The sequence below is a fragment of the Bradyrhizobium sp. 482_C4_N1_8 genome, assembly GCF_052075965.1.
Taxonomy (GTDB): Bacteria; Pseudomonadota; Alphaproteobacteria; order Rhizobiales; family Xanthobacteraceae; genus Bradyrhizobium; species Bradyrhizobium barranii.
Map to the genome: position 1 here is coordinate 8369701 of NZ_CP197231.1, position 26815 is coordinate 8396515.

The window sequence follows — 26815 nt, forward strand, 5'->3', positions numbered from 1 at the left end:
CGTGAGGGGATTCTTGGCGGGCGTTGGTTAATCTGCCGTTAAGTACGGGGCCGCGGGGGAGCGCTCGATTAACTGTGATCGGGGCCGACGGCCCCTCCTCTCCCTCCCCCGCAAGCGGGGCGAGGGGAAGGACGCCGCCTACCGCCCGCCCGCATCGCGATATTCGGCGAGGGTCCGCGCCACGAGATCGTCGACCGCCATCACGCCGGTCACGCCCGATGTCGCGTGCCCCCCGCTCCAGATATCGCGCCAGCGTTTCGGGCGGTTTTCGCGCGCGTCGACGTCAATGTCCTTGCCGATGTCGATCGCGCCACGCGCCGGCAGATCGTCGGGATCGAGGCCCGCAGCCACGATCGACGGCTTCAGCATGCTGGTCTGCAACCCCGTGAACGCGGTGGTCAGCAAGATGTCGTCGGCGCTGCTGTCGACCAGCATCTCCTTGTGGCGCTCGTCCGCCATGCTCTCGCGCGTCGCGATGAATTTCGTGCCCATGTAGCCGAGATCGCAGCCGAGGACTCCAGCCGCATGCAGCGCGCGGCCGTCGCTGATGCCTCCGGCGAGCACGATGATGCCGTCAAAGAATGCGCGCACCGCGCGGACGAACGCGAACGGATTGAGCCAGCCGGTCTGCCCGCCGGCGCCCGCGGTGAGCAGCACCAGCCCGTCGGCGCCGGCTTCCGCCGCGCGCTGGGCGTGGCGGATCGAGGCCACGTCCGCCAGCACCAGCGCGCCGGCATCGTGCAGCGGCTTCAACACCGGCGCGGGCGACCCAACAGAGGTGATGACGATCTCCGGCTTGTGTCGCAGCAGCACCGCGAGATCCTGCTCAAGCCGCGCGTTGGAGCGATGCACGATCAGGTTCGGGCAAAGCGGCGCGGCCTTGCGACCTGTGTGATCTTCGTGTTGCCGCAGTCGCGTTTCGATCTCGGTGAGCCACGCCTCGAGCTGTTCCGTGCCGCGGCAATTCACGGTGGGGAAGCTGCCGATCACGCCATTGCGACAGGCCGCGACCATGAGTTCGACGCCCGACACCAGAAACATCGGCGCCGCGATCAGAGGCAGAGCGAGACGATCACGGAAGTGTTGCAGTCGATCGGATGTCACTCACGCCTCCTTGCACGGGCTTTGTCGTTCCATCCCGCATTCTCTGTGCTAGCGTTGCGCACAAACATTGGCACGTCAAAAGCCGATGACAAAACAACGGGGAAACATATGTCCGATCCGCTCCACGCATCGTCCCCGACTTGCGCGCAGACGCTGCGGGCACTGTCGCGCTATCCCGGCCGCACCGCTTTCGCCTGGCCCGGTGGATCGCTGAGCTATCAGGGCACCATCGACCTGATCGGACGCATCCAGGCCGTGTTCATGCGGCTGGGCTTGCAGCCCGGCGCGCGCGTCGCGTTCCTCACCGCGAACCGTGCCGACACCTGGTGCGCCGGTGTCGCCGCGCAATTATCCAGGCTCTGCGTCACCTGGCTGCATCCGCTGGGATCGAGGGCAGACCAGCTCTTCCAGCTCGAGGATTCCGAGGCCGAGATGCTGGTGGTCGATGCCGCCACCTTCCGCGATCGCGGCGGCGAGCTTGCCGCGAGTGCGAGCCGGCTGAAGGCAGTCTTCACCACGGGACCGGCCGACTATGGCGTCGACCTCCTGCAGGCGATCGAGATCGAAGGCCATGCCAGCGCGCATTGCTTCGCCGGCCCCGACGATCTCTCAACGCTGAATTACACCGGTGGCACGACCGGAAAATCCAAGGGCGCACTGCGCTATCACCGCGAGAACGCCGGGGGTGCTGCCGCGATCCTCGCCGACTTCGAGATCCCGGACACCCCGCACTATCTCGCGGTTGCCCCGATCAGCCATGTCGCCGGCACGAAAGTCGTGCCGACGCTGATGCGCGGGGGCACCGTGCACATGCTGAAAGGCTTCGATCCCGAGGCGGTGCTGGCAACGATCGCGCGCGAGCGCATCAATTTTACGCTGTTCGTGCCGACCATGATCTATGTGCTGCTCGATCATCCCGCCTTAAGCAAGACCGATCTGTCCTCACTGGAGCTCGTGCTCTATGGCGCATCCGCGATGTCGCCGAGCCGGCTGGTCGAGGGCATCGAACGCATCGGGCCGGTGTTCTCGCAGCTTTACGGGCAGACCGAATGCTATCCGATTTCGGTGCTGCGCAAGGCGGATCATGATCCAAAAACGCCGGAGTTGTTCCTGTCCTGCGGTTTCCCGATCTCGGCCTGCGAGGTCAGGATCCTGGACGACAACGACCAGGAAGTGAAGACGGGCGAAGCCGGCGAGATCTGCGTGCGCGCGCCGCATGCCATGGCCGAATACTGGAAGCGGCCCGACATCACAGCCGAGACGCTGAAGAATGGCTGGGTCCACACCGGCGACGTCGCGCGCAAGGACGAGCGCGGCTACATGTTCATCCTCGACCGCAAGAAGGACATGATCGTCTCCGGCGGCTTCAACATTTTCCCGCGCGAGGTCGAGGACGTGCTGTCGCAGCATGCGGATGTCGCGATGGTCGCGGTCGTCGGCATTCCCGACGAGAAATGGGGCGAAGCCGTCACCGCCATCGTCGTGCCGCGTGAGGGGGCACAGCCCGATCCGGACGAGCTGATCAATCTGGTGAGGACGCGAAAAGGCTCGGCACATGCACCGAAGCAGATCCAGTTCGTCAAGCAGCTGCCGATGACCGGCGTCGGCAAGGTCGACAAGAAGGTGCTGCGCGCAGGCTTCTGGAGCGGACGGGACCGGTTGGTGGGGTAGTCATCCCGATCTGCAACTTGTAGCAGGCAGCACCGCACGTATTCCCGCGGCCGGACCCCGGGGTTCTACGGGTCGCTGTGACCCGCGAACAACAGCTCGGAAGGGACTTTTCAGGCACGCCGTCCGCGCAATTGCGGGCGAATCAACGAATCAACTAGACCGCTGACGGGGCTGGGAAGCGGAGTATCAAATGAGAGTCGCTTCCTTGGAAAGTGCGTTGGCCGCGATCACGTTGATCACGGCTATCATCGTCCTGCTGTGGGAGATCAAGATCGTCTACGGCAGCTGAACTGGCAGGACGCTGGCGTCGAACAGAGACCTCCGGACAAGAAGAGGTTCGCGACCAGGGCATCCCTTCCGCGGCGGCGGAAGTCTGCCGTTCCATCGGCGCAAGGAGCGATCACGGCGCTTGCCGACACGCTTACCGCTTTTCGATCACCAGACTCTGCACCGCCCGGCCGAAATAGCCGTGACGATCCGCGAGCCGCGACATCGCGAGGCCGGCGCCGTCGGGACCGATCCAGGATTCGCCGTCGAGCAAGATCCACTCGCCGACCGGCTGGCGCGATAGGTTCACGGTGAGGTCGGCATTGATGTAGGTCCAGGCACGGAAGTCGAGCGTCGAGGCGGTGCCGTTGGAAAAGTCGGCGGCGACCACGGCGCGCATCGCCTGCGAGACCGCTTGGCCTTCGACCAGCGGGTGGTCGAGGCGAAACCAGATCGCGCCGGCCCCGGCCTGGCCGAAGCGGCCGCGCGCGGCGCGCATCGAGACCATGCCTGCGAACGGACTGGTCGCGCCATGGCCGTCCTCGACCAGCGAGTCCTCGGGCGACGGCAGCGTGACCGGCAACTCCTTGACGTCGTCCGGCAACGGCTGTGATTGCCGCTTGATCTTGAGCACGGTGGCACCGACGACCTGAACACCGTCGGCGAACAACTTGATCTCGCAGAGCTGGATCTTGCGCCCCTCGCGCAAAACCTCGCTCTCGATCGTGAGCGGCGCCACCGGCACCGGGCGCATCAAGTCGATGGTGACGCGCGCAACATTCATCGGCACCGGCGTCGGAATGCGTTCCGCCGCCCACGTCACCAGCGCAGACGGCGCCGAGCCGTGCTGCATGCGCCGGTCCCACGGACCGGCAGCATTGGGGCTGGTGACGACGTTGTTGCCGTCGACGCGGTAAATGGCGGTCATGTTTGCACGATATCTCGGCTGGCGTTCCCCGGACGCAGTGCAGCGCGTAAGCGGCGCGCTGCAGAGCCGGGGTCCATCTGCTGCAGCGATGGGTCCCGGCTCCGCGCAGCAGCGTTGCACGCTGCAGCGCGTCCGGGACACGAGAGCGGTTAGAGCGGCGGGTCGATCGCCTCGTCATATTCCTTCTTGAAGCGCGCAATCAGATCGGCGGCGGGGATGATGCCGTCGACGCTGCCGATGCCTTGGCCCGAACCCCAGATCTCCTTCCAGGCTTTCGGCTTGGCACGCTCGCCGGAGGCATCCGTGCCGAAGTTCATCTTGGACGGATCGGACGTCGGCAGGTTTTCCGGATCCATGCCGGCCGCGAGGATCGACGGTTTCAGATAGTTGCCGTGCACGCCGGTGAAGAGGTTGGAGTAGACGATGTCGTCGGCCGTCGAACCCGCGATCATCTCCTTGTATTTCTCGACCGCGTTGGCTTCCTTGGTCGCAATGAAGGCCGAGCCGATATAGGCGAAGTCTGCGCCGAGGATGCGCGCGGCGCGGATCGCCTTGCCGTTGCCGATGGCACCCGACAGTGCGATCGGGCCGTCGAACCATTTTCGCGTTTCTGCAACGAAGGCCAGCGGCGAGATGGTGCCGGCGTGGCCGCCGGCGCCGGCCGCAACCAGGATCAGGCCATCGGCGCCCTTCTCGATCGCCTTGTGGGCGAACTTCTGGTTGATCACGTCGTGGAAGACGATGCCGCCCCAGCCGTGCACCGCTTGATTGAGCTCCTCGCGCGCGCCGAGCGACGAGATGATCATCGGCACCTTGTACTTGGCGCAGAGCTGCATGTCGTGATCGAGCCGGTTGTTCGACTTGTGCACGATCTGGTTCACCGCAAACGGCGCCGACGGCTTGTCGGGATGGGCACGGTCATAGGCCGCGAGCTCTTCGGTGATCCGCGCCAGCCATTCGTCGAGCAGCTCCGGCGGCCGCGCGTTCAGCGACGGAAACGAGCCGACCACGCCGGCCTTGCACTGCGCGATTACGAGATCGGGCACCGAGATGATGAAGAGCGGCGAACCGATCACGGGGATCGACAGGCGCCCCTTGAACAAGGCAGGCATGGACATAGGCGAAACGATCCTTTGGTGGCGAGCAAATCGAAAGCTGGAGGCCATACCAACAAGGCAATCTTTCCACTGTCAAGTATTGCGTTTTGACGCCGTGGCGGATGCCGTTACCGCAATTCCAACATGCGGAATTCGCTACGCAAATGCGGGCGGCATCACCCAATCAGATCCGGATTGATCAGCCGCTCGAACGAGAACATCTCGTCCCATTTCTCCTGCGTCAGCAGCTTGCGCTCGACCACCACGATCTGGTGCAGCGACTTGCCGCTCTTGTAGCCCTCGCGCGCGATCTCCGCGCATTGCTTGTAGCCGAGCAGCGGTTTCAGCACCGTAACGATACCCAACGAGTTCAGCACCATGTTGCGGGTGTGCTCTTCGTTGGCGGTGATGCCGACAACGCAATTCTCGCGCAGGCTGTTGACCGCGCGCTCCATGGTGCGGATCGAGAAGAACAGCGCGAACGAGATCACCGGCTCCATCACGTTGAGCTGAAGCTGGCCGGCGGAAGCGGCGAGCGTCACCGTGGTATCGAGGCCGATGACGAGGAAGCTGGTCTGGTTGACCACCTCGGGGATGACAGGGTTGACCTTGCCCGGCATGATCGAGGAGCCCGGCTGGAGCTGCGGCAGGTTGATCTCGTTGAAGCCGGCGCGCGGGCCCGAGGCCAGCAGGCGGATGTCGTTGCAGATTTTCGTCAGCTTGCTCGCCGTGCGCTTGAGCACGCCGGAGAGCTGCACATAGGCGCCGGTGTCCGAGGTCGCCTCGACGAGATCGCCGGCAAGGATGAAGTCGACGCCGGTCAGCGCACTCAAATGCCGGACCGCAAGTTTTGGATAGCCGACAGCCGCGGTGACGGAGGTGCCGATCGCGGTGGCGCCGAGATTGATCTCGCGCAGCAGCGCGCGCGCCTCGGAGATGCGGTCGACCTCCTCGCCGATCGTGGTGCCCCAACCGCGGAATTCGGCGCCGAGCGACATCGGCACGGCGTCCTGAAGATGCGTGCGCCCCATCTTCAGCACGCGCTCGAACTCGCGGCCCTTGGTGAAGAAGGCCTCCTGGAGCTGGCGCAGCGCCGTCATGTAGCTCTCGAGCCGCAGGATCAGTGCCAGCCGGAACGCGGTCGGATAGGTGTCGTTGGTCGACTGGCCGTAATTGACATGGTCGTTCGGGCTGACGTGCTGGTAGTCGCCCTTGCTGAAGCCGAGCGATTCCAGCGCGAGATTGGCGATCACCTCGTTGGCGTTCATGTTGGTGGAGGTGCCGGCGCCGCCCTGGATGAAATCGGTAACGAATTGATCCATCATGTCGCCGGCGATGACGCGGTCGCAGCCCTGGATGATCGCGTCCGCAACTTTCGCGTCGACCGCACCGAGGTCGCGGTTGGCCATCGCGGCAGCCTTCTTGACGTAACCGAGCGCCTTCACGAAGTAAGGCTCCTGGTTCATCGGAATGCCGGTGATGTGGAAGTTCTCCTTCCCGCGGATGGTCTGGACGCCGTAGTAGATGTCGTCGGCGATCTCGCGCTGTCCGAGGAAGTCCTGCTCCGTGCGGCTCATGGGCGCTCCTTTGCTGGCGCTACGTCCTCAGTTCTGGCACAGCGCGCTGGTGACGAAGGTATCGGTGCGGCAGTCATCCGGTTTGCGTTGCCGGCCCGGGATCAGAACCTTGGCCGAGCATTTTTCCGCGGAATCGGCGTTCAGGCTCTTGCCTTCCTTGTAGCCCTTGCTCTGGCAGAGCTGGTCGGCGGCCTGCTTGCAGTCGGGCGCGCCATTCGACGAGGCGGGGCAGGCCATGCGCCCCGACACCATGGCCGACGGCGTCGCCAGCCGCGACAGGTCGTTCATGGTCTCGCTCGGGCTTTTGATCGGCGGCAGGATCGAGGGCAGCTTGTCGAACAGCTTGCCCATTTCGTTGATCAGCCCGGGATTTTCCTCGCGCGCCGGCGGCGACGAAGGAGCTGATGTCGAGGGCGGCGGCGCGGTCTGCGGTCCCTGCTCCTGCAAGCCGAGCGCCGGCGGCGCGGATTGCGGCCAGCCGGTGCCGCCGGCACCGAGCAGGAGCGAAAGCACTGCAAATATCAGCGTCCCCGGTCGGAGGACCGGATTGCCGGATCGAACCATCATGACGGCAACCGTAGCCGAACCCGGCGAGGCGGCAAAGCGCGGGGTTATTGAGCGAACATGATCTTTGCGGAGAACGGCTTCACACGTTGCGCTGAGGCGGCCCTTCGGGTCCGGATCATTCCCTAGATCAGCTTGACCGCAACGACGAAGCCGAGCACCAGCACGGCGGCGCCGAGCGCCACCCAGAGACCGAGATGCTTCTCGATCCTGACGCGGATCCAGTCGCCATAGCGGTTGAGCAGGATCGCGACGATGAAGAAACGGCCGCCGCGCGCGACGATCGAGCACAGGATGAACAGGCCGATATTGTAACCGGCAAAGCCCGAGGTGATGGTGACGAGCTTGTAGGGGATCGGCGTCAGGCCCTTGAGCAGGATGATCACCGCGCCCCACTCCGCATAGGAGGCGCGGAAGGCATCGACCTTATCGCCGAGGCCATAGACCTGGATCAGCCAATGGCCGACCGAGTCAAACAGCAGCGCACCGATGGCGTAGCCCAGAAGACCGCCCACCACCGAGGTCGCGGTGCAGACCGCGGCATAGAGCCAGGCGCGCTGCGGGCGCGCCAGCGACATCGGGATCAGCATCACATCCGGCGGGACCGGAAAGAAGGAGCTTTCTGCGAAAGCCACGGCTCCCATGATCCAGAGCGCGTAGGGCTTGTGGGCGGCGTCGATGCACCAGTCGTAGATACGTTTCAGCATGGCGCCGCGATGAAGCACCATGGGACGGATTTGTCCATCGCGAGTTTTGTGACGATTTGGCGTGATCTGGAACAGTGTGTCGCGGTTTTCCGAAAGATCGCGCCCAAACAACAACCTAAAGCGCGATGACGCTTGGCGCCGGTTTCACCGCGCCTTTAGTGGCGCTTGCGCGAGACGCGCCCTTCCAGCGCGACAATTGGCCGCCTGGCGGCAACGCGCGGTGACGCGACTTTGGGCAGCTTCATCGGCGACTTCGGCAGCTTCTCGGCAATGCCGAGCATGTCTTCCCGCCGCGCCATCTCGCGCCAAACATCCTCCGGGCGCACGCCGGCCGAGGCCCAGAGCACCGTGAGATTGTAGAGCAGGTCGGCGCTTTCCCGGATCACGGCCTCGCTATCGCCATTGACCGCGTCGATGACGACCTCAATGGCTTCTTCGGCCAGTTTCTTCGCCATTTTGGATGGCCCACGCTGAAACAGCCGGGCGGTACGCGATGTTGCCGGATCAAGATCCTTGGCCGCGAGCACAGCCAGATATAGCCGCTCAAGCGAATCACTCATGGTACTCAAAACTACCCTAAACCAATGGCGAGCGCGTTAACGCGCAGGGTTAAAAGCGAAAAACAGGCCGCCGCGGCAAGCGCGACGGCCCGTTGTGGTCAAGACTTGGTAGCCAGGGACTTGGTAGCCAAGGACTTGGTAGCCAAGGCTAGTAGCAGTTCTGCATGTAGCCCTGGCCACAGAGCTCCGACGGAGCCGTGCCGCCATAGCGCTGATATTGGTAGTTCGGGCCCGGGCCGTAGTAGGGACCGTAGGCGGGGCCACTGTAATAGGCAGGGCCGCCGTAATAGCCATAACCCGGACCCGGACCGTAATCATAAGCGTAGGCGTCACGGGTCGCAGCGATCGCAAGGCCGGTGCCGACGATGCCGGCGATGGCCGCAGCAGCCGCTACGCCGCCACCACCGCCATGCCAGTGGCGGCCGCCTGCGTATGAGGCGGTCGGGGCGACCGCGGTCAGCGCCAGCACCGCGGCGGTGGCAAAGACGGCCTTGCGGCCGGCAAATCTCGAAAATCGGTCAAACATGTCCTGGACCCTCCTTGGGACCTCGAATGGTGCCTGACGACAGGCTCATGTCCTTCAAACACCCGCAGCCCATGTTGGGTTCCCGAACCCCAACAGAAGCTGAACGGGGTTGCGTCATGATCACGCAACCCCCGCTCATCCGCCGTTCATGTTGGCGCGCGCAGGCTCGTCACTGGCCGGCGCTGCGAGCGTCACGAAACCACAACAATGCGGGACCGGCGCGCCTGATGTTTGCATTCAAGACGATCGCCCTTCGCGGCCTGCTGGCCATTGCAATCTCGCTTGCCGCGCTGGCTGCGCGCGACGTCAGCGCGGCCGAGACTGCTGCGCCGTCCACTGCGATCCACTTCACATTCGATCGTCCCGTCGATGCGAGCATGGCGCCGTTCTTCCTCGCCGCGAAGGACGGCAATTTCGGCACCGAGCGTCTCAACGTGTCCTTCAAGAGCTCAGCCGGATCGCCGGAGGCGCTCGCGCGCGTCGCCAAGGGCGACAGCGAGCTCGCGCTCGTCGACATCAACGAGCTGATCCGCTTTCGCGACAAGGACGATGCCGCGCCGATCAAAGCCGTGTTCGTGTTGTTCAATCGCGCGCCTTACGCGATCGTCGCGCGCAGGAGCCGCGGCATTCACTTGCTACCCGACCTCGACGGCAAGACCGTCGGCGTCGCCGACGGCGATCTGTCGATGCGGCTGTGGCCGGCGCTGGCGCAGCAGAACGGCATCAACGCGTCGCAAGTGAAATTCCACAAGATCAGCGCCGCGGTCCGCGAGCCGCTCCTCTCCGCGGGCCAGGTCGATGCCGTCGCCGGCTTCAGCTATCTCTCGGCGGTGAACCTGCGCGACCGCGGCGTGCCCGGTGGCGATCTCGTGGTACTCCGCTATGCCGACTATGGCTGCGAGGCCTACGGCTTCGCCGTGGTGGCCAACCCCGCTTTCGCCGCCGCGAAGCCCGACGCCGTGAAGGGATTCGTCCGCGCATTGATCGCCGGCGTCAACGCGACCATCAAAGAGCCGGCCCGTGCGGCGGACGAAGCCACGAGCCGGATCGACGACGGCGACCGCGACCTCGAGCGGGAACGCCTTCGCAGCGTGCTCATCGACAACATCCTGACCGACGAGGTCAAGCGCAACGGCCTCGGCGGCATCGACCCGGCGCGCCTGGACCGCTCGATCGACCAGATCGCGCAGGATTTCAAATTCCGCAAACGGCCGGCGGCCGGCGATATCTTCGACGACCGGTTCCTGCCGCCGGTCGCGGGACGGCTGATCAACTGAGCAAAACCAGCAGCTTCCGCTGTATCTCGCGGGCGATCCCTGATTAGAATATGGGCTCACCTCGTTCGATCCGCCTGAGTTCCTCGCCCGCATGTCCATTTTCAGCCTCTACACCCGCGTTCTCGAGCTGCTCGGCAAGGAGGCGCGGCTGGGCTGGCTGCTGGCGTTCGCCAATCTGCTGCTCGCCGCCTCGCAGTTCGCGGAACCCGTGCTGTTCGGCCGGATCGTCGACGTGCTCTCCGGCAAGGCGGTCGCCGGATCAAACTCGGCTTGGCCGTTCCTGCTGGCCTGGGTGGCGTTCGGGCTGTTCACCATCGGCTGCAGCGCGATCGTGGCGCTGCAGGCCGACCGGCTCTCGCACCGCCAGCGCCAGGCGGTGCTGACCGACTATTTCGAGCACATTTTGCAACTGCCGCTGACCTTCCACTCAGGCACCCATTCGGGCCGGCTGATGAAGGTGATGCTCAACGGCACCGATGCGCTGTGGCGATTGTGGCTCGGCTTCTTTCGCGAGCACTTTGCCGCGATCCTGTCGGTCGTGGTGCTGCTGCCGCTGTCGCTCTACCTGAACTGGCGGCTCGCGATCCTGCTGTTCGTGCTCTGCATCGTCTTCACCGTGCTGACCACCTTCGTCGTGCGCAAGACCTTCGGCATGCAGATGGCGGTCGAGGAGCAATATAGCGAGCTCTCCGCGCGCGCCTCCGACGCGCTCGGCAACGTCGCGCTGGTGCAGAGCTTCGTGCGCGTCGAATCCGAGGTGAAGGGACTGCGCTCCGTCGCCGACGAGCTGCTGGCCGCGCAGATGCCGGTGCTGTCGTGGTGGGCGCTCGTCACCGTCATCACGCGCGCCTCCACGACGATCACGGTGCTCGCGATCTTCGCGCTCGGCATCGCGCTACACGACCAGGGGCTCACCTCCGTCGGCGAGATCGTGATGTTCGTGAGCTTCGCGACGCTGCTGATCCAGAAGCTCGAGCAGGTCGTGAGCTTCATCAACAACGTGTTCATGGAAGCCCCGCGGCTGCGCGAGTTCTTCAACGTGCTCGACGCCGTGCCCACGGTGCACGACCGGCCCGACGCGATCGATGCCGGGCGGCTCTCCGGCCTCGTCGAATTCAACGACGTCACCTTCTCCTATGATGGCAAGCGGCCGGCGGTCGAGGACCTCTCCTTCACCGCGCTGCCGGGCCAGACCATCGCGCTGGTCGGCGCGACCGGCGCCGGCAAGTCGACTGCGATCGCGCTTCTGCATCGCGCCTTCGATCCGCAGTCGGGCTTCATCAGGATCGACGGCATGGACGTCCGCGGCGTGACGCTGACCTCGCTGCGCCGGAACATCGGCGTGGTGTTCCAGGAGGCGCTGCTGTTCAACCGCTCGATCGCGGAGAATTTGCACGTCGGCAAGCCGGATGCGACCGAAGCCGAGATGCGCAAGGCAGCGGAGCGCGCGCAGGCGCTCGAATTCATCGAGCGCAGCGGCGGCTTCGAGACCAATGCCGGCGAGCGCGGCCGCATGCTCTCCGGCGGCGAGCGCCAGCGGCTGTCGATCGCCCGCGCGCTGCTGAAGGATCCGCCGATCCTGATCCTGGACGAGGCGACCTCCGCGCTCGACGCCGTCACCGAGGCCAAGGTGAACGCCGCTCTCGACGAAGTGATGAAGGGACGCACCACGTTCGTGATCGCCCACCGTCTCTCCACCATCCGCAATGCCACGCGGATCCTGGTGTTCGAGAACGGCCGCGTGATCGAAAGCGGAACTTTCGATGAACTCGTGGCCAAAGGCGGCCATTTTGCCGAACTCGCCAGGGCCCAATTCATGGTTCAGGAAAATGCACGGGCCAGCGTGACGGCCGCTGAGGCTGCGGCGACTGCGGTCAAGTCCCCATAGCATCGTCGAAATTCGGCCTATTTCATCACGGAATACCCGGCCGAAACCCCTATTCTCGACGCACGAGCCGGTATAGGTTTGCGACGCCGCAAGCGGCGGCGCCGGATTTCAGAACCGAACATCAGATCACGAGAGCCGACCGGAACCGGCGGGTCTCCAAGGACCGGAATCGGATAGTGCACGCCCTTCGCCCGCTGCTTCGCAAGTCCCTGTTCAACCTGTTCGCTGCGGCCCTCGCATCCGCGGTGCTGCTTGCGCCGCGCACGGCCAGCGCCGAAGCACTGCTGCTGATCGAAGCCGACAGCGGCAAGGTGCTGCAGGCCGAGAACGCGACCATCCCGTGGTATCCGGCCTCCGTCACCAAAATCATGACGGCCTACGTGACGCTGAAGGCGGTGAAGGACGGCAGGCTCACGCTCGACACGCTGATCACGGTGTCGCCGACGGCGGCTTCGCAATCGCCGTCGAAGATGGGGTTCCGTCCGGGAACGCAGCTCACCGTCGACAACGCGCTGAAGATGATGATGGTGAAGTCAGCGAACGACATGGCCGTGGTGCTTGCCGAAGGCGTCGGCGGCTCAATCGACGGCTTCTCGGCGATGATGAACGACACCGCGCAGAAGCTCGGCATGACGCAGACGAGCTACGTCAATCCGAACGGCCTGCCCGCCGACGGCCAGATCACGTCCGCGCGCGACCTCGGCATTCTCGCGCGCTCGTTCCTGCGCGACCTGCCGGAATACGAATATTTCGTGCACATCCCGGCAATCCGCTTCGGCAAGCGCGTCACCGGCAATTTCAACAAGCTGATCGGCCGCTACCCCGGGGCCGACGGTTTCAAGACCGGCTTCATCTGCGCCTCCGGCTACAATCTCGTGGCGTCGGCCACGCGCAACGGCCGACGGCTGATCGCCGTCGTGCTCGGCGCCAACTCCGGCACTGCGCGTGCGGTGAAGGCCGCGCAGCTGCTCGAACGCGGCTTCAGCCAGGACAATCTCACCTGGCTCCGCCCCTCGCTCGGCACCGTCGACAAGCTCGTGCCGGTCGACGCTTCGCCGCCGAACCTGCGCGAGGACATGTGCGGCGGTCATCGCAAGCGGCCGGCCAGCGATGATGACGACGCACTGATCGCCGCCAATGGCGGCACGTCCGGATCGGCCTCCGCCACCGGCGGCGAAGCCCAGGTCACCTTCTTCACCGCGGGCCTTCAGCCGCCCCTGATGAAGGCCTCCGAGCTGATGGCCTCCGCCCCCGCTGCGGCCGAGCCCGTGCTGGTCTATACCGGCCCGACCCGCACCGGCAGCGCCCTGATCGCGGCGGTCGCGGCCGATGCCGACCAGCAGGCCACGCCAAAGCCGCGTGGCAAGAAGTCGCGCGTCGCCAGGAAGCCTGATGCGGCCGACAAGCCAGCCGACAAGCCGAAGGATGCCAAGACGGCGGCGGCAAAGCCGGATGCCGCCAAGCCTGACGCCAAAAGCGATACCAAGTCCGCGGCGAAGCCGGCCGGGACCAAGCATGCCGCGGCCAAGCACGGTGCGGCGGCGAAACCCGCCGAGAAGCCTGCGGCAAGCGGCGATCAGGCGGCCAAGCCCGCCAAGCCCAAGGCGGCGACCAAGCCCGCCGCCAAGCCGGCCAACAACAGCTAACGGCACCCACCGCAAGCCGCGCCCGCGCTTCGCACCTGCGGCAGAGCGGCTTGCGACAATTCCAGTAGCCACTCCCTGACCTTTGTCCTAAGCCTCGACCGGCTTGCCACCCGTTCCGGCAGGCTCGATACTGGCCGCAATGAGGCAAGCCCGAGACACAACGGGCTCTGGTAAATTGAGGGGAGTTTTCCATGGAGCGCATCTGGCTCAAGCAATATCCGCCCGGCGTGCCTGCTGATATCGAGCCGACCCAATACGCATCGCTGGTCGACCTTCTGGAGGAGAGCTTCGCCAAGTTCGCCGACCGCAAGGCATTCATTTGCATGGACAAGGCGATCAGCTATCGCGACCTCGACCAGATGTCGTTGGCGCTCGCCTCCTATTTACAGGGCCGTGGCCTGCAACGTGGCGCCCGCGTCGCGATCATGATGCCGAACGTGCTGCAATATCCGGTCGCGACCGCTGCCGTGCTGCGCGCCGGTTTCGCGGTGGTCAACGTCAACCCGCTCTACACGCCGCGCGAGCTCGAGCATCAGCTCAAGGATTCCGGCGCCGAAGCCATCATCGTGCTGGAGAATTTTGCCCACACGGTCGAGCAGGTGATCGCGAAGACGCAAGTCAAGCATGTCATCGTCGGCAGCATGGGCGACCTGCTCGGCTTCAAGGGCGTGATCGTCAACCTCGTCGTCCGCCGCGTCAAGAAGATGGTGCCGGCCTGGTCGCTGCCGGGCGCGGTGTCCTTCAACGACGCGATATCGGCCGGCCGCGGCCTGACGTTCAACAAGCCGAAGCTGTCGCCGGGCGACGTCGCCTTCCTGCAATATACCGGCGGCACCACCGGCGTCTCCAAGGGTGCCACCCTGCTCCACCGCAACATCGTCGCCAACGTGCTGCAGAACGACGCCTGGCTCCAGCCGGCGCTCGCTGCACCTCCGCATGTCGATCAGCTCATGATCGTCTGCGCGCTGCCGCTCTATCACATCTTCGCGCTGACGGCCTGCTACCTGCTCGCGGTGCGTGCCGGCGGCTGCAATCTGCTGATCCCCAATCCGCGCGACATCGCGGGCTTCGTCAAGGAGCTGGCGAAGTACCAGGTCAACAGCTTCCCGGCCGTGAACACGCTCTACAACGGCTTGATGCACCATCCCGACTTCAAGAAGCTCGACTTCTCCAAGCTGAAGATCTCGAACGGCGGCGGCATGGCGGTGCAGCGCCCCGTCGCCGAGCAGTGGAAGGCGGTGACCGGCTGCTTCATCGCCGAAGGCTACGGCCTGTCGGAGACCTCGCCGACGCTGACCTGCAATCCCGCGACCACGACCGAGTTCTCGGGATCGATCGGCATCCCCGTGCCTTCGACCTGGATCTCGATCCGCGACGACGACGGCAACGAAGTCCCGCTCGGCCAGCCCGGCGAGATCTGCGCCAAGGGCCCGCAGGTGATGTCGGGCTACTGGAACAGGCCGGAAGAGACCGACAAGGTGATGACCGCCGACGGCTATTTCCGCACCGGCGACATCGGCGTGATGGACGAGAAGGGCTACACCAAGATCGTCGACCGCAAGAAGGACATGATCCTGGTCTCGGGCTTCAACGTCTATCCGAACGAGATCGAGGAAGTGATCGCGAGCAATCCGGGCGTGCTCGAATGCGCCGTGATCGGCATCCCCGATTCCAAGTCGGGCGAGGCGGTGAAGGCGTTCGTGGTGAAGAAGGATCCCAACCTCACCGCGGAAGCCGTGATCAAGTTCTGCCAGGGCCAGCTCACCGGCTACAAGGTGCCCAAGCACATCGAATTCCGCACCGACCTGCCGAAGACCAATGTCGGCAAGATCCTGCGCCGGCAGCTCCGCGACGAGAAGAAGGCGGAGGCGGCGTAGGCCGCGCCTTGGTTCATGACTCTTGGGTTCATGACTGACGTCGGCGACATCACGCCATCAGGCATTCTCGCCTTCTGGCGCGAGGCCGGCCGCGAGCGCTGGTACAAGCGCAGCGACGCTTTCGACGCGGAGGTCGGGCGTCGCTTTCTTCCGCTATGGAAGCGGGCGACCGCCGGCGAGCTGGCCTCCTGGGAAGAAAGCGACGACGGCGCGCTCGCGCTCGTCATCGCGCTCGACCAGTTTCCCCGCAACATGTTTCGCGGCACGCCGGAAGCCTTTGCCAGCGACGCGCTGGCGCGCGACGTCGCCCGCCGCGCAATCGATCGGGGCGTCGACGGCAGGATCGACCCCATCCTGCTCGAATTCCTCTATTTGCCCTTCATGCATTCCGAGCACCTGCCCGACCAGTTGCATTGCGTCGCGCTGTTTCAGAACACCGACAATGCCGAGAACCTGAAATACGCGCGGGAGCACGCCGACATCATCCAGCGGTTCGGCCGTTTTCCCCACCGCAACCGCCTCCTCGACCGCGCCACCACCGAGGAAGAACAGGCCTTCCTCGACGGCGGCGGCTTTGCCGGCTGATGACAGAACGGTGAAGGACCGCGACCCTCGCCGCCAATGTTGTGCAGCGCCGCCGCACGGTCTAAAAAGCGGGATCGATTTTCAGGGAGACTGACGATGGCGATCCAGACTGGCGACAAGCTGCCCGAGGCGAAATTCCGCGTGATGACGGCCGAAGGTCCGCAGGTGAAGACCACCGACGACATCTTCAAGGGCAAGAAAGTGGCGCTGTTCGCGGTGCCCGGCGCCTACACCGGCACCTGCCACAAGATGCATCTGCCGAGCATCTTCCTCAACGCCTATGCCATGAAGGACAAGGGCGTCGACACCATCGCCATCGTCTCCGTCAACGACGCTTTCGTCATGAACGCCTGGAAGCGCGATACCGACCAGCGCGACGAGGCCATCTTCCTCGCCGACGGCAACGCCGACTTCGCCAAGGCGATCGGCATGGAGCTGGACGCCTCCGGCAACGGCCTCGGCATCCGCTCCAAGCGCTATTCGATGCTGGTCGAGGACGGCGTGGTGAAGAAGCTGAACCTCGAAGCGATGCCCGGCAAAGTCGAGGTTTCCGGCGGCGATACGCTGCTGGGGCAGCTGTAAGGCGGCCAACGCTCTCAACCACAAATGACACTGTCATGCCCCGCGAAGGCGGGGCATCCAGTACGCCGAGGCTTCTCGGCTCAATCACAACCGTCTCGGAGTACTGGATCGCCCGGTCAAGCCGGGCGATGACAGCTGAGAATGAGGCGGCAATGACGGTAGAGTGGCCGCGGCCGCGCTCTACTCCGCCACCCGCTGCTGCAACCGCGCCTTCACAATCCCGTCCCGCGCCAGCTGGTCCGCGCGCTCGTTCTCGGGATGCCCGGCGTGACCCTTGACCCAGTGCCAGCGGACCTCGTGCTGCTTCAGCGCCGCATCGAGGCGCTGCCATAGCTCGACATTCTTCACCGGCTTCTTGTCGGCAGTGCGCCAGCCGTTGCGCTTCCAGCCGTGGATCCAGCCGGTGATGCCCTGCCGCACATACTGGCTGTCGGTATAGAGATCGACGCTGCACGGCTTCTTCAGCGCTTCGAGCGCGGAGATCGCGGCCATCAATTCCATCTGGTTGTTGGTGGTGTGGCGCTCGCCACCGTTCAGCTCTTTTTCCTTGTCGCCGAACTTCAGGATCGCGCCCCAGCCGCCCGGCCCGGGATTTCCCGAGCAGGCGCCGTCGGTATAGATCGTGACAATGGGAAGCTCGCTCACGCGACCAGTCCTGACGGCATCAGCCCGTAGTCGCGCACGCTGGAAACGCTCTGGTGGAAGCGCAGCTTGCGAAAATATTCCAGCGGATCCTTGGGCTTGACCAGCGCTCCTGGAGGCACGTTGAGCCAGTCGACCAGCCGCGTCAGCAGGAAGCGGATCGCGGCGCCGCGCGCGAGCAGCGGCAGCGCGGCTTCTTCCGCCTCGGAGAGTTTTCGCACCCGGCCATAGGCATTGAGGAAGGCGCGCGCCTTGGTGACGTTGAACGAATGGTCCGGCTCGAAACACCAGGCATTCAGGCAGATCGCGACGTCATAGGCCAGCATGTCGTTGCAGGCGAAGGTGAAGTCGATGATGCCGGAGAGCTTGTCGCCGAGGAAGAAGACGTTGTCGTTGAAGAGATCGGCGTGGATCACGCCCCCCGGCAGATTGCTCGGCCAGACCCCGCTCGAGAGATAGTCGAGCTCGGCCGCGAGAAACGCATGCAGGCCCGGCTGGACCTCATCGGCGCGGCTTGCCGCCGCGTCGAACAGCGGCCGCCAGCCGGAGACCGACAGCGCATTGCCACGCTTGATCGCAAAATTGGCGCCGGCCAGATGCATCCTGGCCAGCCCCTCGCCGACGCCGGCGCAATGGGCCACATTCGGCTTGCGCGGCCAGACGCCTTCGAGAAAGGTGATGATCGCGGCCGGCCGGCCCGACAGCTCGCGCAGCGCCTCGCCGTCCCCGGCCTTCACCGGCAGCGGGCAGGTGACGCCGTGCTCGGCGAGATGCGTCATCAGCGCGAGGAAGAACGGCAGGTCGTTCTTCGCCACGCGCTTCTCATAGAGCGTGAGGATGAACGAGCCTTTGCTCGTGTGCAGCAGGAAGTTGGTGTTTTCGACGCCCTCGGCGATGCCCTTGTAGGAGAGCAATTCGCCGAGATCGTATGGCTTCAGGAAATCCGCAAGCTCGTCGGCGGCAACGTCGGTGTAGACCGCCATAAAAGTCTACTCGGCGGCGGCTTCGGGACGCACCTGGCGCGGCAACGGGAAGAACTCGTTCTCTTCCGCGGCCGAGACCGTCTCCACATGCAGCGTGTAGCGCTCGGCGAAGGCATCCATGATCTCCTCGACGATCACTTCCGGCGCGGACGCGCCCGCGGTGATGCCGAGGCTCTTGATGTTGCCGAACCTGGTCCAGTCGATGTCGGTGGCGCGCTGCGCCAGCACCGCGATCCCGCAGCCTTCGCGCTCAGCGACCTCACGCAGGCGCTGCGAATTCGACGAGTTCGGCGCACCGACCACGATCAGGGCGTCGACGACCGGCGCCACCTTCTTCACCGCGAGCTGGCGGTTGGTGGTGGCGTAGCAGATGTCTTCCTTGTGCGGGCCGTTGATGTTCGGGAAACGCTCCTTGAGCAGCGCCACGATCTCCGCGGTGTCATCGATCGACAGCGTGGTCTGCGTCACGAAGGCGATGTTGTCGGGGTTCTTCGGGACGATGGTCTTGGCGTCCTCGGCGGTCTCGATCAGGGTTACGGCGCCGACCGGAAGCTGGCCGAGCGTGCCGACCACTTCGGGGTGGTGGGAGTGGCCGATCAGGAAGATCTCGCGGCCGCGCTTGAAGTGGATCGCGGCCTCGCGGTGCACCTTGGTCACCAGCGGGCAGGTCGCATCCAGCGAGAACAGATTGCGGGAGGTGGCGTCGGCCGGCACCGATTTCGGCACGCCATGGGCCGAGAACACAACCGGCGCAGTGGTGTTTTCCGGGATTTCGGCGAGCTCTTCGACGAAGATCGCGCCCTTCTTCTTCAACCCGTCGACGACGTATTTGTTGTGCACAATCTCGTGGCGAACATAGACGGGGGCGCCGTATTTATCGAGCGCCCGTTCCACGGTGTCGATTGCCCGGACCACCCCGGCGCAGAAGCCGCGGGGAGAACAAAGCACGATCTTGAGGTCTGGTTTGGCTGACATTGAGCGATCTCGGGACCGAATCACCCGTTTCGCCTTCTGGCGGGGGCGGTCAATGGATGGAATAGGGCTTAAAGGGGTCTGCTAGGACTTTACAGGCGCTTCCAAGGGAATTGGGCCCCCTTTCGGGCTCTGTCAAGGCACTATCTATAGCAGAACCATTGCGTGGCTAGCCCCTCAGGGCTTATATAGCGCGAATTCCCTGTCATCGCTGATGACCACCGGTTTCGCCTCCAGAGGGGTGGGCGAAGCACAAAGGAGATTTGCCATGAGCAACGCACCTCTGATGCCCAAGGCGACCGCCGTCTGGCTGCTCGACAACACCGCGCTGACCTTCGACCAGGTCGCCGATTTCACCAAGATGCATCCCCTCGAGGTGCGTGCGATCGCCGACGGCGACGCTGCCCAGGGCATCAAGGGCATGGATCCCCTCTCCAACGGCCAGCTGACCCGCGAGGAGATCGAGAAGGGCGAGAAGAACCCGGACTACCGGCTCCGCCTTCAGGAGAGCAAGGTCGTGCTGCCGCCGCAGCCCAAGCGCAAGGGCCCGCGCTACACCCCGGTCTCCCGCCGCCACGAGCGCCCGAGCGCCATCCTCTGGCTGCTGCGCAGCCATCCGGAGCTCAAGGACGCCCAGATCATGCGTCTGGTCGGCACCACCAAGAGCACCATCGCCAGCGTTCGCGACCGTACCCACTGGAACACCTCCCAGCTGACCCCGATCGACCCGGTGACGCTTGGCCTTTGCTCGCAGATCGAGCTCGATTTCGAAGTGGCGCGCGCGGCGAAGGAAAAGCCGATCGACACAGCCTATGGCGGCGCCACCCTGCTGCCGGCTTCCGAAACCACCAAGAAGGACGAGTACGAGCCGGCGGAGCGATCGAACGACGATCTCAACGTCGACGCCGTGTTCGCCAAGCTGAAGACGCTCGGCGGCAAGAAGCAGGACGAGGAGGAGGAGTAAGGCTCCCCTCCCGGTTTACGATCGAACGCAATTTGAACGCGGCAGGGAAACCTGCCGCGTTTTTGTTTTGCGGAGACCCTCGCGATCGGCACAGATGCAGCCACACGCAAGCTGCAGTCCCCTCCCCCCTTGCGGGGGAGGGCAGGGGAGAGGGGTGCCCCACGGGGACTCTCTCCATCAACTCAAAGCGTCTCGCGCGACTCTCACGCACCGTTTGCTGGGCTACCCCTCTCCCCTGCCCTCCCCCGCAAGGGGGGAGGGAGCGCAGGGTTCGCCTAGGCGACAGCTCGAAAACGACAGCAACGACGTATCAAAACTTGTACGTCACACCGCCACCGACCAGCCACGGATCGATATGCGCGGTGCCTGTGACCGGCAGGCCACTGACGGTCGCTGAGTAATCCGGCCGCAGCCAGAGCTTCTTGACGTCGACGTTGAGACCCCAGTGCCGGTCGAGCATGTAGTCAAAGCCGAACTGCACGGCACCGCCCCAGGCGTTGCTGACGTGCACGCTGGTGGTGGTGGCAACGATCGCGGGCGGACCGACGATGGCGGCTGGCGTATTGGCAGCCGAATTGTTGAAGAACACGGTGTAGTTCACGCCGGCGCCGATATACGGCTTGAACGCGCCGAAATTGTCGAAGTGATATTGCAAGGTCAGCGTCGGCGGCAGCAGCGTGGTCTTGCCGATCGGCAGGTTCGCGAGCGAGCCGTTGCCGCTGATCGAGTGCCTGGTCACGCCGAGGATCAGCTCGGCCGCGATGTTCTTGGTGAAGAAATAGCTGATGTCGAGCTCGGGCACGACCTGGTCGCTGATCGAGAGCCCGGAATTCGGCGACGACAGCGACGGCACGCCTGCGACATTGACGGTTGAGCTACCGGCATCCGGCAACACGCCAAGCACGCGCAGACGCACCATCCACGGATTGAACGCTTCTACCGACGGCGGTGCCTTCTTGTAGACAGGCAGATCGGCCGCCTGCACCGAGCCAAAAGTCCCCACGAGCATCGCGCCAACCGTCGCAAGCCGCGCCAGGTTTTTTGTCGTTCCGTTCATTGCATTCCCCTTCAGCCATCTCTCGCGCGTCGTTGCGCGACGTCAGCGTCAGAGCAGAAAGGGGATGGTGATGGATTTGACGCCGATCAAATCAGGACTGACGCGACACGATTTGGTTGTGGCGTTGCCGATGTGTCACGAGATACGCGAATGAATGCGCAGGATAATTCCGTAGCCGATGTCACGGCCGGTCGGGATGGTTCAGCATGTACTCGCCGAGATCGCGCTGACGGCGGTCGGACCGGGCGGTGGCAGCGTTGCGCTGGACGTCGCGGTCCTTGCGGCAGGCCACGTATTCGGGCGAGCCCTGCGCATAGCCGCGACTCTGACAGACCGCGTCGTCATCGTCACCGCCCACCGCCACCGGCGTCTGGTAGCGCGCGGAGCAGGCGGAGACAGCGATGGCGAGCAGCACGGCGACAAGCAGGCGCGGCGCGGTGGCGAGTGGCATACGAGGTCCCCTGTTGGCCGGCCCTGTTTAGCCCGGAATGAGGAGATTGTAAGTCCCTGGGCGTCGTTCCCCACGCGCTGTCATTCCCCGCGACCCGGCTACGCCAAGGCTTCGCCGGGTTGAGGTCCAGGGGCGCCGAAGCTTTAGCGTAGGCGGCAGGCGGGGAATCCAGTACTCCGCGGCGGTCATTGGGTCACACAACTCCGGCCGCGGCGTACTGGATCACCCGCTTTCGCGGGTGATGACAGCGGAGATCGCCTCACACCCTGCCCTTCAGCGCCTCGCCGATCTCGTCCAGCACCTTGGGATCCTCGATCGTGGCCGGCATGGTCCAGGCTTCGCCATCGGCGATCTTCTTGATGGTGCCGCGCAGGATCTTCCCCGAGCGCGTCTTCGGCAGGCGGCCGACGGTGATGGCGAGCTTGAAGGCGGCGACGGGGCCGAGCCTGTCGCGCACCAGCGCGACGATCTCCTTTTCGATCTCCGCAGGCGCGCGCTTCACGCCGGCCTTGAGCACCAGGAAGCCGCAGGGCACCTCGCCCTTGATCGCGTCCTTGACGCCGAGCACGGCGCATTCGGCGACGTCCGGATGCGAGGCCAGAATCTCCTCCATGCCGCCCGTGGAGAGACGATGGCCGGCGACGTTGATGATGTCGTCGGTGCGGCCCATCACGAAGACATAGCCGTCCTCATCCTTGTAGCCGGCGTCCGAGGTTTTGTAGTAGCCGGGGAATTCAGTGAGGTAGGCGTCCTTGAAGCGCGCATCCTGATTCCACAGCGTCGGCAGGCAACCCGGCGGCATCGGCAGCTTGATGACGATCGAGCCCATGGTGTTGGGGCCGACGGGCTTTGCGGCTTCGTCGACGACGTCAACCTGGTAGCCCGGCATCGGCACCGTCGGCGAGCCATGCTTCACCGGCAGCATGCCGAGACCGACCGGATTGCCGGCGATGCACCAGCCCGTCTCGGTCTGCCACCAATGGTCGATCACCGGCACCTTGAGCTGCTGCTCCGCCCATTCCACCGTCGGCGGATCGGCACGCTCGCCGGCGAGGAACAGCGTGCGGAATTGCGACAGGTCGTATTGCCGGATGAACTTGCCTTCCGGATCCTCTTTGCGGATCGCGCGGAACGCCGTCGGCGCGGTGAAGAAGGCGACCGCCTTGTGCTCGCTGATGACGCGCCAGAACGCGCCGGCATCGGGCGTGCCGATTGGCTTGCCCTCGTACATGATCGACGTCGCACCATGCAGCAGCGGGCCATAGATGATGTAGCTGTGGCCGACCACCCAGCCGATGTCGGAGCCACACCACCAGACCTCGCCCGGCTTGACGCCATAGAGGTTGAACATCGACCATTTCACCGCGACGAGATGGCCGCCATTGTCACGCACGACACCCTTGGGGATCCCGGTCGTGCCTGAGGTGTAGAGGATGTAGAGCGGATCGGTGGCGGCGACAGGCACACAAGCGGCCTTCTTGCCGTCGTTCATCGCCTTGCGGCGCAGGCTCGCCCAATCGTAGTCGCGGCCCGGCGTGAGGTCGCAGATGTGCTGGGGACGTTGCAGCACGATGCAGGCCTTCGGCTTCGTGCCCGCAAGCTTGATCGCCTCGTCGAGCAGCGGCTTGTACTGCACGATCCGGCCGGGCTCGATGCCGCAGCTCGCGGAGAGGATGAGCTTCGGCTGAGCGTCGTCGATGCGGGTGGCGAGTTCCTTGGCGGCAAAGCCGCCGAACACCACCGAGTGCACCGCGCCGATGCGCGCGCAGGCGAGCATCGCGACGACGGCTTCCGGCACCATCGGCATATACAGGATGACGCGATCGCCCTTGGCGACGCCAAAATCCTGCATGATGGCGGCGAGCGCCTGCACCTCACCCAATAGCTCCGCATAGGTGAACTTGGTGACCGAGCCCGTCAGCGGCGAATCATGGATCAGCGCAACCTGGTCGGCGCGGCCGCGTTCGACATGGCGGTCGAGCGCGTTGTAGCAGGTGTTGACGACGCCCCCCATGAACCAGCGGCCGTAGACGCCCTGCGAGGCATCGAAGATCGTCTTTGGCGGCTCGATCCAGTCGATCTCCGTGGCCGCCTCGGCCCAGAAGCCCTGGGGATCAGCCAGCGAGCGCGCATGGACCTCGTGATAGAGACTCGTTCCCTTGACGTTCATTCCCGCGCTCCCGTTCCCTTTAGTCGCCTTGCCTTGACCTGACCGACAGGACGAGCGTCCCGCCATGACAGGGATCAAGTGCCGGCGTTGTTTGAGAGGTATTTTCCCGGGAACGGGCCGCGGTTCAAGCTGAAAAGGATGGGTCTTTGGGAGGGAGGGAAGAAAGGCCATCGAGGCAAGCTGGAGCCACGACAAAGGTGAGCCCCCTCCCCCCTTGCGGGGGAGAGCGGGAGAGAGGGGTGGCCACGAACTCAGTCTAGAGTTTGTGGCCACCCTCTCCCTAACCCTCCCCCGCAAGGGGGGAGGGAACGCAGTGTGCGCGTAGAGGCGCCTCAACTCTCCATCGCATTCAGCCGCTGCAACCGATCCTGCATGACCTTCCTCAGATCATAGCCAGGCCGGCCGAAGCTCGCATTCCGCGTGGCGAGGAAATCGCGCTGGGTCTTGCGGAGATCGCCGGCCGAGCGGCCTTTCGTAACCTTCAGCACGCGCTCATAGGTCTCGGCGATCTGGCGATCGAGCACGCCGAGTTGCGGATCGGCGCAGATCACCTTCTCGACCTCGCGCTTCGCCGTGGCGCAATCGAACGACGGGCCGTTGCCGGAATTCGCCGCGAGCGGACGCAGCGGCTCGGCGCCGAACTTCGCGATCTCCGCCATCATGGTGCGGCGGCCGTTGGCCGCGTTCTCGTTGCCGGGATCGAGCTTCAGCGCCGTCTCGTAATCGGCCAGCGCCTTCCTGCGCTCACTCATCTTCTTGTAGAGCACCGCGCGGTTGTTATAGGTCTGCGCGAAATTCGGATCGATCTTCAGCGCAGCCTCGTAGTCGCTGAGCGCCGCGCCAAGCTCGCCCTTGAGCTGGTAGGAATCGCCGCGGTTGGTGAAGAAGCTCGGCCGCGGCGCCAGCCGCAGCGCCTGGTCGTAGTCGGCGATCGCCTTGTCGTACTCACCCATTGCGGCCAGTACCAGGCCACGATTGTCGTAATATTCGGGGACCTTCGGATCGAGCTTGATCGCCTCGCCGTCATCGGCGACCGCCTTGTCGAGCTGGCCGAGCTTCTTGTAGGCCGCGCCGCGATTGGTGTAGGCGCGCGGCCGGTTCGGATCGAGCCGCAGCGCCTCGCTGAGATCGCGGATCGCCTTCTCGTTGTCGCCGCCGAGATAATAGTTCACGCCGCGGTCGGACCAGGCCTGCGCATCATCCGGCTTCAGCTTGATCGCCTGATCGTAATCGGCGAGCGCGCGGTCGAGCCGGCGCTGATTGGTGTAGACGACGCCGCGCAGCTCGTAGGCTTCCGCGTCCTGCGGATCGAGCTCGATGGCCTTGCTGAGATCAGCCGCGGCACGGTTGAGATCGCCGCCGGCCTCGCGCAGCAGGTCGCCGCGCAGGCGCCATGCCTTTGCGTTCTTGCCGTCCAGCGCGATGGCGCGGTCGATATCCCGCAGCGCCTGCGTGAGGCCGCCTGAGGTTCGCGCATTGGCGTCGGCGCGCACCAGCAGCGCGGCGGCGCGGTCTGAGCTCGAATTGGTGGTCTGGTCGATGATGGCGCCGCACGCCGTGATCAGTTCGGCGGGCGCAGTCTTGCTGCCCATCACGCAATCGACGGCAGCAGAGGCCGGGGCGGCGAGGACAAGGCTCATTGCAGCGCTGAGCAGGAAGGCGCGAAGCGGAATTTTGGCAAACGGGAACATTTGCGCGGAAGAACGCGTGCCGCACATCAGGGAGACTCCGTGACATCAGGTTTTCACCATTGTCGCGGCGGGCGAGGAATGGGTTCAATTCGGCCCTGTTGGGACGCACCGCCGCCCGCACTCCCTCGCCCCGCTTGCGGGGAGAGCCGAAGACCGCCTCACTACCCGTCCACCCCGTTCAGCCGCTGCAATCTGTCTTGCATCGCTTTCTTGAGATCATAGCCCGGCCGGCCAAATCCAGCATTGCGGCGGACAATGAACTCGTCCTGCTCGCGCTGAAGCGCCTTAGCTTCCGCAGGATTGCGTGCCTCCCGGATCGCGCGGGCGTTCGACGCAAAAATCTCCCGATCGAGATCGGCGAGCTCGCGGTTGGCGCAGATCGCCTTCTCGACGGCCCGGGCCGCACTCCTGCAATTGAAGCTGGGCTTGCCGGCCACCGCCATCTGCGCGCCGATCCGCTCGAGCTCGCGCGCCATCGCCTTGTGATTGGCCTTGGCCTTCTCGTGGTTCGGATCGATCTTCAGCGCGGCGCCGAAATCCTGCACCGCCTTCGGCTTATCGCCCTTCTTCAGCCAGAGCTCGCCACGGGCGTTGAAGAGGTCGGCCAGGGTCGGATCGAGCTGAAGAGCGCGGCTGTCGTCGGCGATCGCACGGTCGACCTGGTCATGCCGCGCATAAAGCGCGCCGCGCGCGACCAGCGCCTTGACCAGGTCCGCCTTGGCCGTCTTCTCGTTGTCGATGACGGAGGCGCAGGCGGAGCCGGCCTTGTCCATGTCGTCGGCGGCAGCAGCAGCGAGGCACGGCGCGACATCGACCTGCACGACGGCGGCGGGCTCGCCGCCGGTCGCGGCATGGGCCGCCCCTAGCGAAAGCGCACAGAGCGCCACCGCGCCGGACAATCGAATGAGATTTTGAGAACGCATGCTAGCTGCAGTCGGAAAGTCTTGGCTTGAGTCTTGGCCTGGGTTTTGGCCTGGGTCTGGCTTGAGCCTTGCCTTGAGGGTGCACTATCCATCATACGGCCGGATT

Annotated in this window: 24 protein-coding genes; 8 read left to right on the forward strand and 16 right to left on the reverse strand. The window is 64.8% G+C overall.

Annotated features, from left to right (window positions below; translation table 11 throughout):
- Nucleotides 1-138 precede the first annotated feature (138 nt).
- On the reverse strand, nucleotides 139-1104 hold the full coding sequence (locus AB7Z56_RS39735; protein ID WP_063985837.1) for an NAD(P)H-dependent flavin oxidoreductase: 966 nt from the start codon (nucleotides 1102-1104) through the stop codon (nucleotides 139-141).
- Between the two features lie 108 nt (nucleotides 1105-1212).
- Between AB7Z56_RS39735 and AB7Z56_RS39740 the strand changes: the two genes are divergently transcribed.
- Entirely contained in the window at nucleotides 1213-2775 is a 1563-nt protein-coding gene (locus AB7Z56_RS39740) for an AMP-binding protein (protein WP_231143672.1), read from the forward strand.
- A 421-nt stretch (nucleotides 2776-3196) separates the two neighbouring features.
- Here AB7Z56_RS39740 and AB7Z56_RS39745 read toward each other — a convergent pair whose 3' ends face one another.
- The 7 genes from AB7Z56_RS39745 to AB7Z56_RS39775 form a co-directional block, all read right to left on the reverse strand.
- Nucleotides 3197-3970: a thioesterase family protein gene (locus tag AB7Z56_RS39745; RefSeq protein WP_063985839.1), complete on the reverse strand. Its 774-nt coding sequence runs from the start codon at nucleotides 3968-3970 to the stop codon at nucleotides 3197-3199.
- A 149-nt stretch (nucleotides 3971-4119) separates the two neighbouring features.
- Nucleotides 4120-5088, reverse strand: coding sequence for an NAD(P)H-dependent flavin oxidoreductase (locus AB7Z56_RS39750; RefSeq protein WP_014491545.1), 969 nt, complete (start codon nucleotides 5086-5088; stop codon nucleotides 4120-4122).
- 155 nt (nucleotides 5089-5243) lie between these two features.
- On the reverse strand, nucleotides 5244-6644 hold the full coding sequence (locus AB7Z56_RS39755; RefSeq protein ID WP_014491544.1) for an aspartate ammonia-lyase: 1401 nt from the start codon (nucleotides 6642-6644) through the stop codon (nucleotides 5244-5246).
- Nucleotides 6645-6671: 27 nt separating this feature from the next.
- Entirely contained in the window at nucleotides 6672-7211 is a 540-nt protein-coding gene (locus AB7Z56_RS39760) for a hypothetical protein (RefSeq protein ID WP_063985840.1), read from the reverse strand.
- Nucleotides 7212-7333: 122 nt separating this feature from the next.
- Nucleotides 7334-7936 carry a YqaA family protein gene (locus tag AB7Z56_RS39765; RefSeq protein ID WP_081369120.1) on the reverse strand — a complete coding sequence of 201 codons (603 nt, stop codon included), beginning with the start codon at nucleotides 7934-7936 and terminating at the stop codon, nucleotides 7334-7336.
- A 134-nt stretch (nucleotides 7937-8070) separates the two neighbouring features.
- Nucleotides 8071-8475, reverse strand: coding sequence for a phosphoribosyl-ATP diphosphatase (gene hisE / locus AB7Z56_RS39770; protein ID WP_028147364.1), 405 nt, complete (start codon nucleotides 8473-8475; stop codon nucleotides 8071-8073).
- A 148-nt stretch (nucleotides 8476-8623) separates the two neighbouring features.
- Entirely contained in the window at nucleotides 8624-9001 is a 378-nt protein-coding gene (locus tag AB7Z56_RS39775) for a hypothetical protein (RefSeq protein ID WP_063985842.1), read from the reverse strand.
- A 227-nt stretch (nucleotides 9002-9228) separates the two neighbouring features.
- Between AB7Z56_RS39775 and AB7Z56_RS39780 the strand changes: the two genes are divergently transcribed.
- The 6 genes from AB7Z56_RS39780 (at nucleotide 9229) to AB7Z56_RS39805 (ending at nucleotide 16856) form a co-directional block, all read left to right on the forward strand.
- Nucleotides 9229-10278, forward strand: a complete 1050-nt coding sequence (locus tag AB7Z56_RS39780) for an ABC transporter substrate-binding protein (RefSeq protein WP_063985843.1) — start codon at nucleotides 9229-9231, stop codon at nucleotides 10276-10278.
- A 91-nt stretch (nucleotides 10279-10369) separates the two neighbouring features.
- Nucleotides 10370-12166, forward strand: coding sequence for a glucan ABC transporter ATP-binding protein/ permease (locus AB7Z56_RS39785; RefSeq protein WP_063985844.1), 1797 nt, complete (start codon nucleotides 10370-10372; stop codon nucleotides 12164-12166).
- Nucleotides 12167-12342: 176 nt separating this feature from the next.
- Nucleotides 12343-13812: a D-alanyl-D-alanine carboxypeptidase family protein gene (locus AB7Z56_RS39790; RefSeq protein ID WP_063985845.1), complete on the forward strand. Its 1470-nt coding sequence runs from the start codon at nucleotides 12343-12345 to the stop codon at nucleotides 13810-13812.
- Between the two features lie 191 nt (nucleotides 13813-14003).
- Nucleotides 14004-15689, forward strand: a complete 1686-nt coding sequence (locus AB7Z56_RS39795) for a long-chain fatty acid--CoA ligase (protein ID WP_063985846.1) — start codon at nucleotides 14004-14006, stop codon at nucleotides 15687-15689.
- A 30-nt stretch (nucleotides 15690-15719) separates the two neighbouring features.
- Nucleotides 15720-16274, forward strand: a complete 555-nt coding sequence (locus AB7Z56_RS39800; RefSeq protein ID WP_063985847.1) for a DUF924 family protein — start codon at nucleotides 15720-15722, stop codon at nucleotides 16272-16274.
- Between the two features lie 96 nt (nucleotides 16275-16370).
- On the forward strand, nucleotides 16371-16856 hold the full coding sequence (locus AB7Z56_RS39805) for a peroxiredoxin (RefSeq protein ID WP_007597501.1): 486 nt from the start codon (nucleotides 16371-16373) through the stop codon (nucleotides 16854-16856).
- Nucleotides 16857-17036: 180 nt separating this feature from the next.
- Here the strand turns inward: AB7Z56_RS39805 and rnhA are convergent, their stop codons facing one another.
- From rnhA to ispH, 3 genes are read right to left on the reverse strand one after another with little or no spacing between them, the layout of a single operon-like run.
- Complete coding sequence (rnhA, locus tag AB7Z56_RS39810; RefSeq protein WP_063985848.1) at nucleotides 17037-17501, reverse strand: ribonuclease HI; 465 nt, start codon at nucleotides 17499-17501, stop codon at nucleotides 17037-17039.
- Entirely contained in the window at nucleotides 17498-18481 is a 984-nt protein-coding gene (locus AB7Z56_RS39815) for a homoserine kinase (RefSeq protein WP_063985849.1), read from the reverse strand. The genes rnhA and AB7Z56_RS39815 overlap by 4 nt, the downstream gene beginning before the upstream one ends.
- 6 nt (nucleotides 18482-18487) lie before the next feature.
- On the reverse strand, nucleotides 18488-19456 hold the full coding sequence (gene ispH / locus AB7Z56_RS39820) for a 4-hydroxy-3-methylbut-2-enyl diphosphate reductase (protein ID WP_063985850.1): 969 nt from the start codon (nucleotides 19454-19456) through the stop codon (nucleotides 18488-18490).
- A gap of 265 nt (nucleotides 19457-19721) precedes the next feature.
- Here ispH and AB7Z56_RS39825 point away from each other — a divergent pair, with 265 nt between their 5' ends.
- Complete coding sequence (locus AB7Z56_RS39825; RefSeq protein ID WP_063985851.1) at nucleotides 19722-20417, forward strand: DUF1013 domain-containing protein; 696 nt, start codon at nucleotides 19722-19724, stop codon at nucleotides 20415-20417.
- A gap of 310 nt (nucleotides 20418-20727) precedes the next feature.
- Here AB7Z56_RS39825 and AB7Z56_RS39830 read toward each other — a convergent pair whose 3' ends face one another.
- From AB7Z56_RS39830 to AB7Z56_RS39850, 5 genes are all read right to left on the reverse strand, one after another.
- Nucleotides 20728-21474 carry an OmpW/AlkL family protein gene (locus AB7Z56_RS39830; protein ID WP_063985852.1) on the reverse strand — a complete coding sequence of 249 codons (747 nt, stop codon included), beginning with the start codon at nucleotides 21472-21474 and terminating at the stop codon, nucleotides 20728-20730.
- A 181-nt stretch (nucleotides 21475-21655) separates the two neighbouring features.
- Complete coding sequence (locus AB7Z56_RS39835) at nucleotides 21656-21925, reverse strand: hypothetical protein (RefSeq protein ID WP_063985853.1); 270 nt, start codon at nucleotides 21923-21925, stop codon at nucleotides 21656-21658.
- Between the two features lie 259 nt (nucleotides 21926-22184).
- Nucleotides 22185-24095 carry a propionyl-CoA synthetase gene (locus tag AB7Z56_RS39840; protein ID WP_063985854.1) on the reverse strand — a complete coding sequence of 637 codons (1911 nt, stop codon included), beginning with the start codon at nucleotides 24093-24095 and terminating at the stop codon, nucleotides 22185-22187.
- A gap of 332 nt (nucleotides 24096-24427) precedes the next feature.
- Nucleotides 24428-25813 carry a tetratricopeptide repeat protein gene (locus AB7Z56_RS39845; protein ID WP_063985855.1) on the reverse strand — a complete coding sequence of 462 codons (1386 nt, stop codon included), beginning with the start codon at nucleotides 25811-25813 and terminating at the stop codon, nucleotides 24428-24430.
- 134 nt (nucleotides 25814-25947) lie between these two features.
- Nucleotides 25948-26709 carry a tetratricopeptide repeat protein gene (locus tag AB7Z56_RS39850; RefSeq protein WP_063985856.1) on the reverse strand — a complete coding sequence of 254 codons (762 nt, stop codon included), beginning with the start codon at nucleotides 26707-26709 and terminating at the stop codon, nucleotides 25948-25950.
- Between the last annotated feature and the right edge of the window lie 106 nt (nucleotides 26710-26815).

Bases quoted from the DNA above. Each gene is read 5' to 3' on its own strand.
- AB7Z56_RS39740 (WP_231143672.1), top strand. From the start codon at position 1,213: ATGTCCGATCCGCTCCACGCATCGTCCCCGACTTGCGCGCAGACGCTG.
- AB7Z56_RS39745 (WP_063985839.1), bottom strand. From the start codon at position 3,970: ATGACCGCCATTTACCGCGTCGACGGCAACAACGTCGTCACCAGCCCC.
- AB7Z56_RS39750 (WP_014491545.1), bottom strand. From the start codon at position 5,088: ATGTCCATGCCTGCCTTGTTCAAGGGGCGCCTGTCGATCCCCGTGATC.
- AB7Z56_RS39755 (WP_014491544.1), bottom strand. From the start codon at position 6,644: ATGAGCCGCACGGAGCAGGACTTCCTCGGACAGCGCGAGATCGCCGAC.
- AB7Z56_RS39760 (WP_063985840.1), bottom strand. From the start codon at position 7,211: ATGATGGTTCGATCCGGCAATCCGGTCCTCCGACCGGGGACGCTGATA.
- AB7Z56_RS39765 (WP_081369120.1), bottom strand. From the start codon at position 7,936: ATGGTGCTTCATCGCGGCGCCATGCTGAAACGTATCTACGACTGGTGC.
- hisE (WP_028147364.1), bottom strand. From the start codon at position 8,475: ATGAGTGATTCGCTTGAGCGGCTATATCTGGCTGTGCTCGCGGCCAAG.
- AB7Z56_RS39775 (WP_063985842.1), bottom strand. From the start codon at position 9,001: ATGTTTGACCGATTTTCGAGATTTGCCGGCCGCAAGGCCGTCTTTGCC.
- AB7Z56_RS39780 (WP_063985843.1), top strand. From the start codon at position 9,229: ATGTTTGCATTCAAGACGATCGCCCTTCGCGGCCTGCTGGCCATTGCA.
- AB7Z56_RS39785 (WP_063985844.1), top strand. From the start codon at position 10,370: ATGTCCATTTTCAGCCTCTACACCCGCGTTCTCGAGCTGCTCGGCAAG.
- AB7Z56_RS39795 (WP_063985846.1), top strand. From the start codon at position 14,004: ATGGAGCGCATCTGGCTCAAGCAATATCCGCCCGGCGTGCCTGCTGAT.
- AB7Z56_RS39800 (WP_063985847.1), top strand. From the start codon at position 15,720: ATGACTGACGTCGGCGACATCACGCCATCAGGCATTCTCGCCTTCTGG.
- AB7Z56_RS39805 (WP_007597501.1), top strand. From the start codon at position 16,371: ATGGCGATCCAGACTGGCGACAAGCTGCCCGAGGCGAAATTCCGCGTG.
- AB7Z56_RS39815 (WP_063985849.1), bottom strand. From the start codon at position 18,481: ATGGCGGTCTACACCGACGTTGCCGCCGACGAGCTTGCGGATTTCCTG.
- ispH (WP_063985850.1), bottom strand. From the start codon at position 19,456: ATGTCAGCCAAACCAGACCTCAAGATCGTGCTTTGTTCTCCCCGCGGC.
- AB7Z56_RS39825 (WP_063985851.1), top strand. From the start codon at position 19,722: ATGAGCAACGCACCTCTGATGCCCAAGGCGACCGCCGTCTGGCTGCTC.
- AB7Z56_RS39830 (WP_063985852.1), bottom strand. From the start codon at position 21,474: ATGAACGGAACGACAAAAAACCTGGCGCGGCTTGCGACGGTTGGCGCG.
- AB7Z56_RS39835 (WP_063985853.1), bottom strand. From the start codon at position 21,925: ATGCCACTCGCCACCGCGCCGCGCCTGCTTGTCGCCGTGCTGCTCGCC.
- AB7Z56_RS39840 (WP_063985854.1), bottom strand. From the start codon at position 24,095: ATGAACGTCAAGGGAACGAGTCTCTATCACGAGGTCCATGCGCGCTCG.
- AB7Z56_RS39845 (WP_063985855.1), bottom strand. From the start codon at position 25,813: ATGTGCGGCACGCGTTCTTCCGCGCAAATGTTCCCGTTTGCCAAAATT.
- AB7Z56_RS39850 (WP_063985856.1), bottom strand. From the start codon at position 26,709: ATGCGTTCTCAAAATCTCATTCGATTGTCCGGCGCGGTGGCGCTCTGT.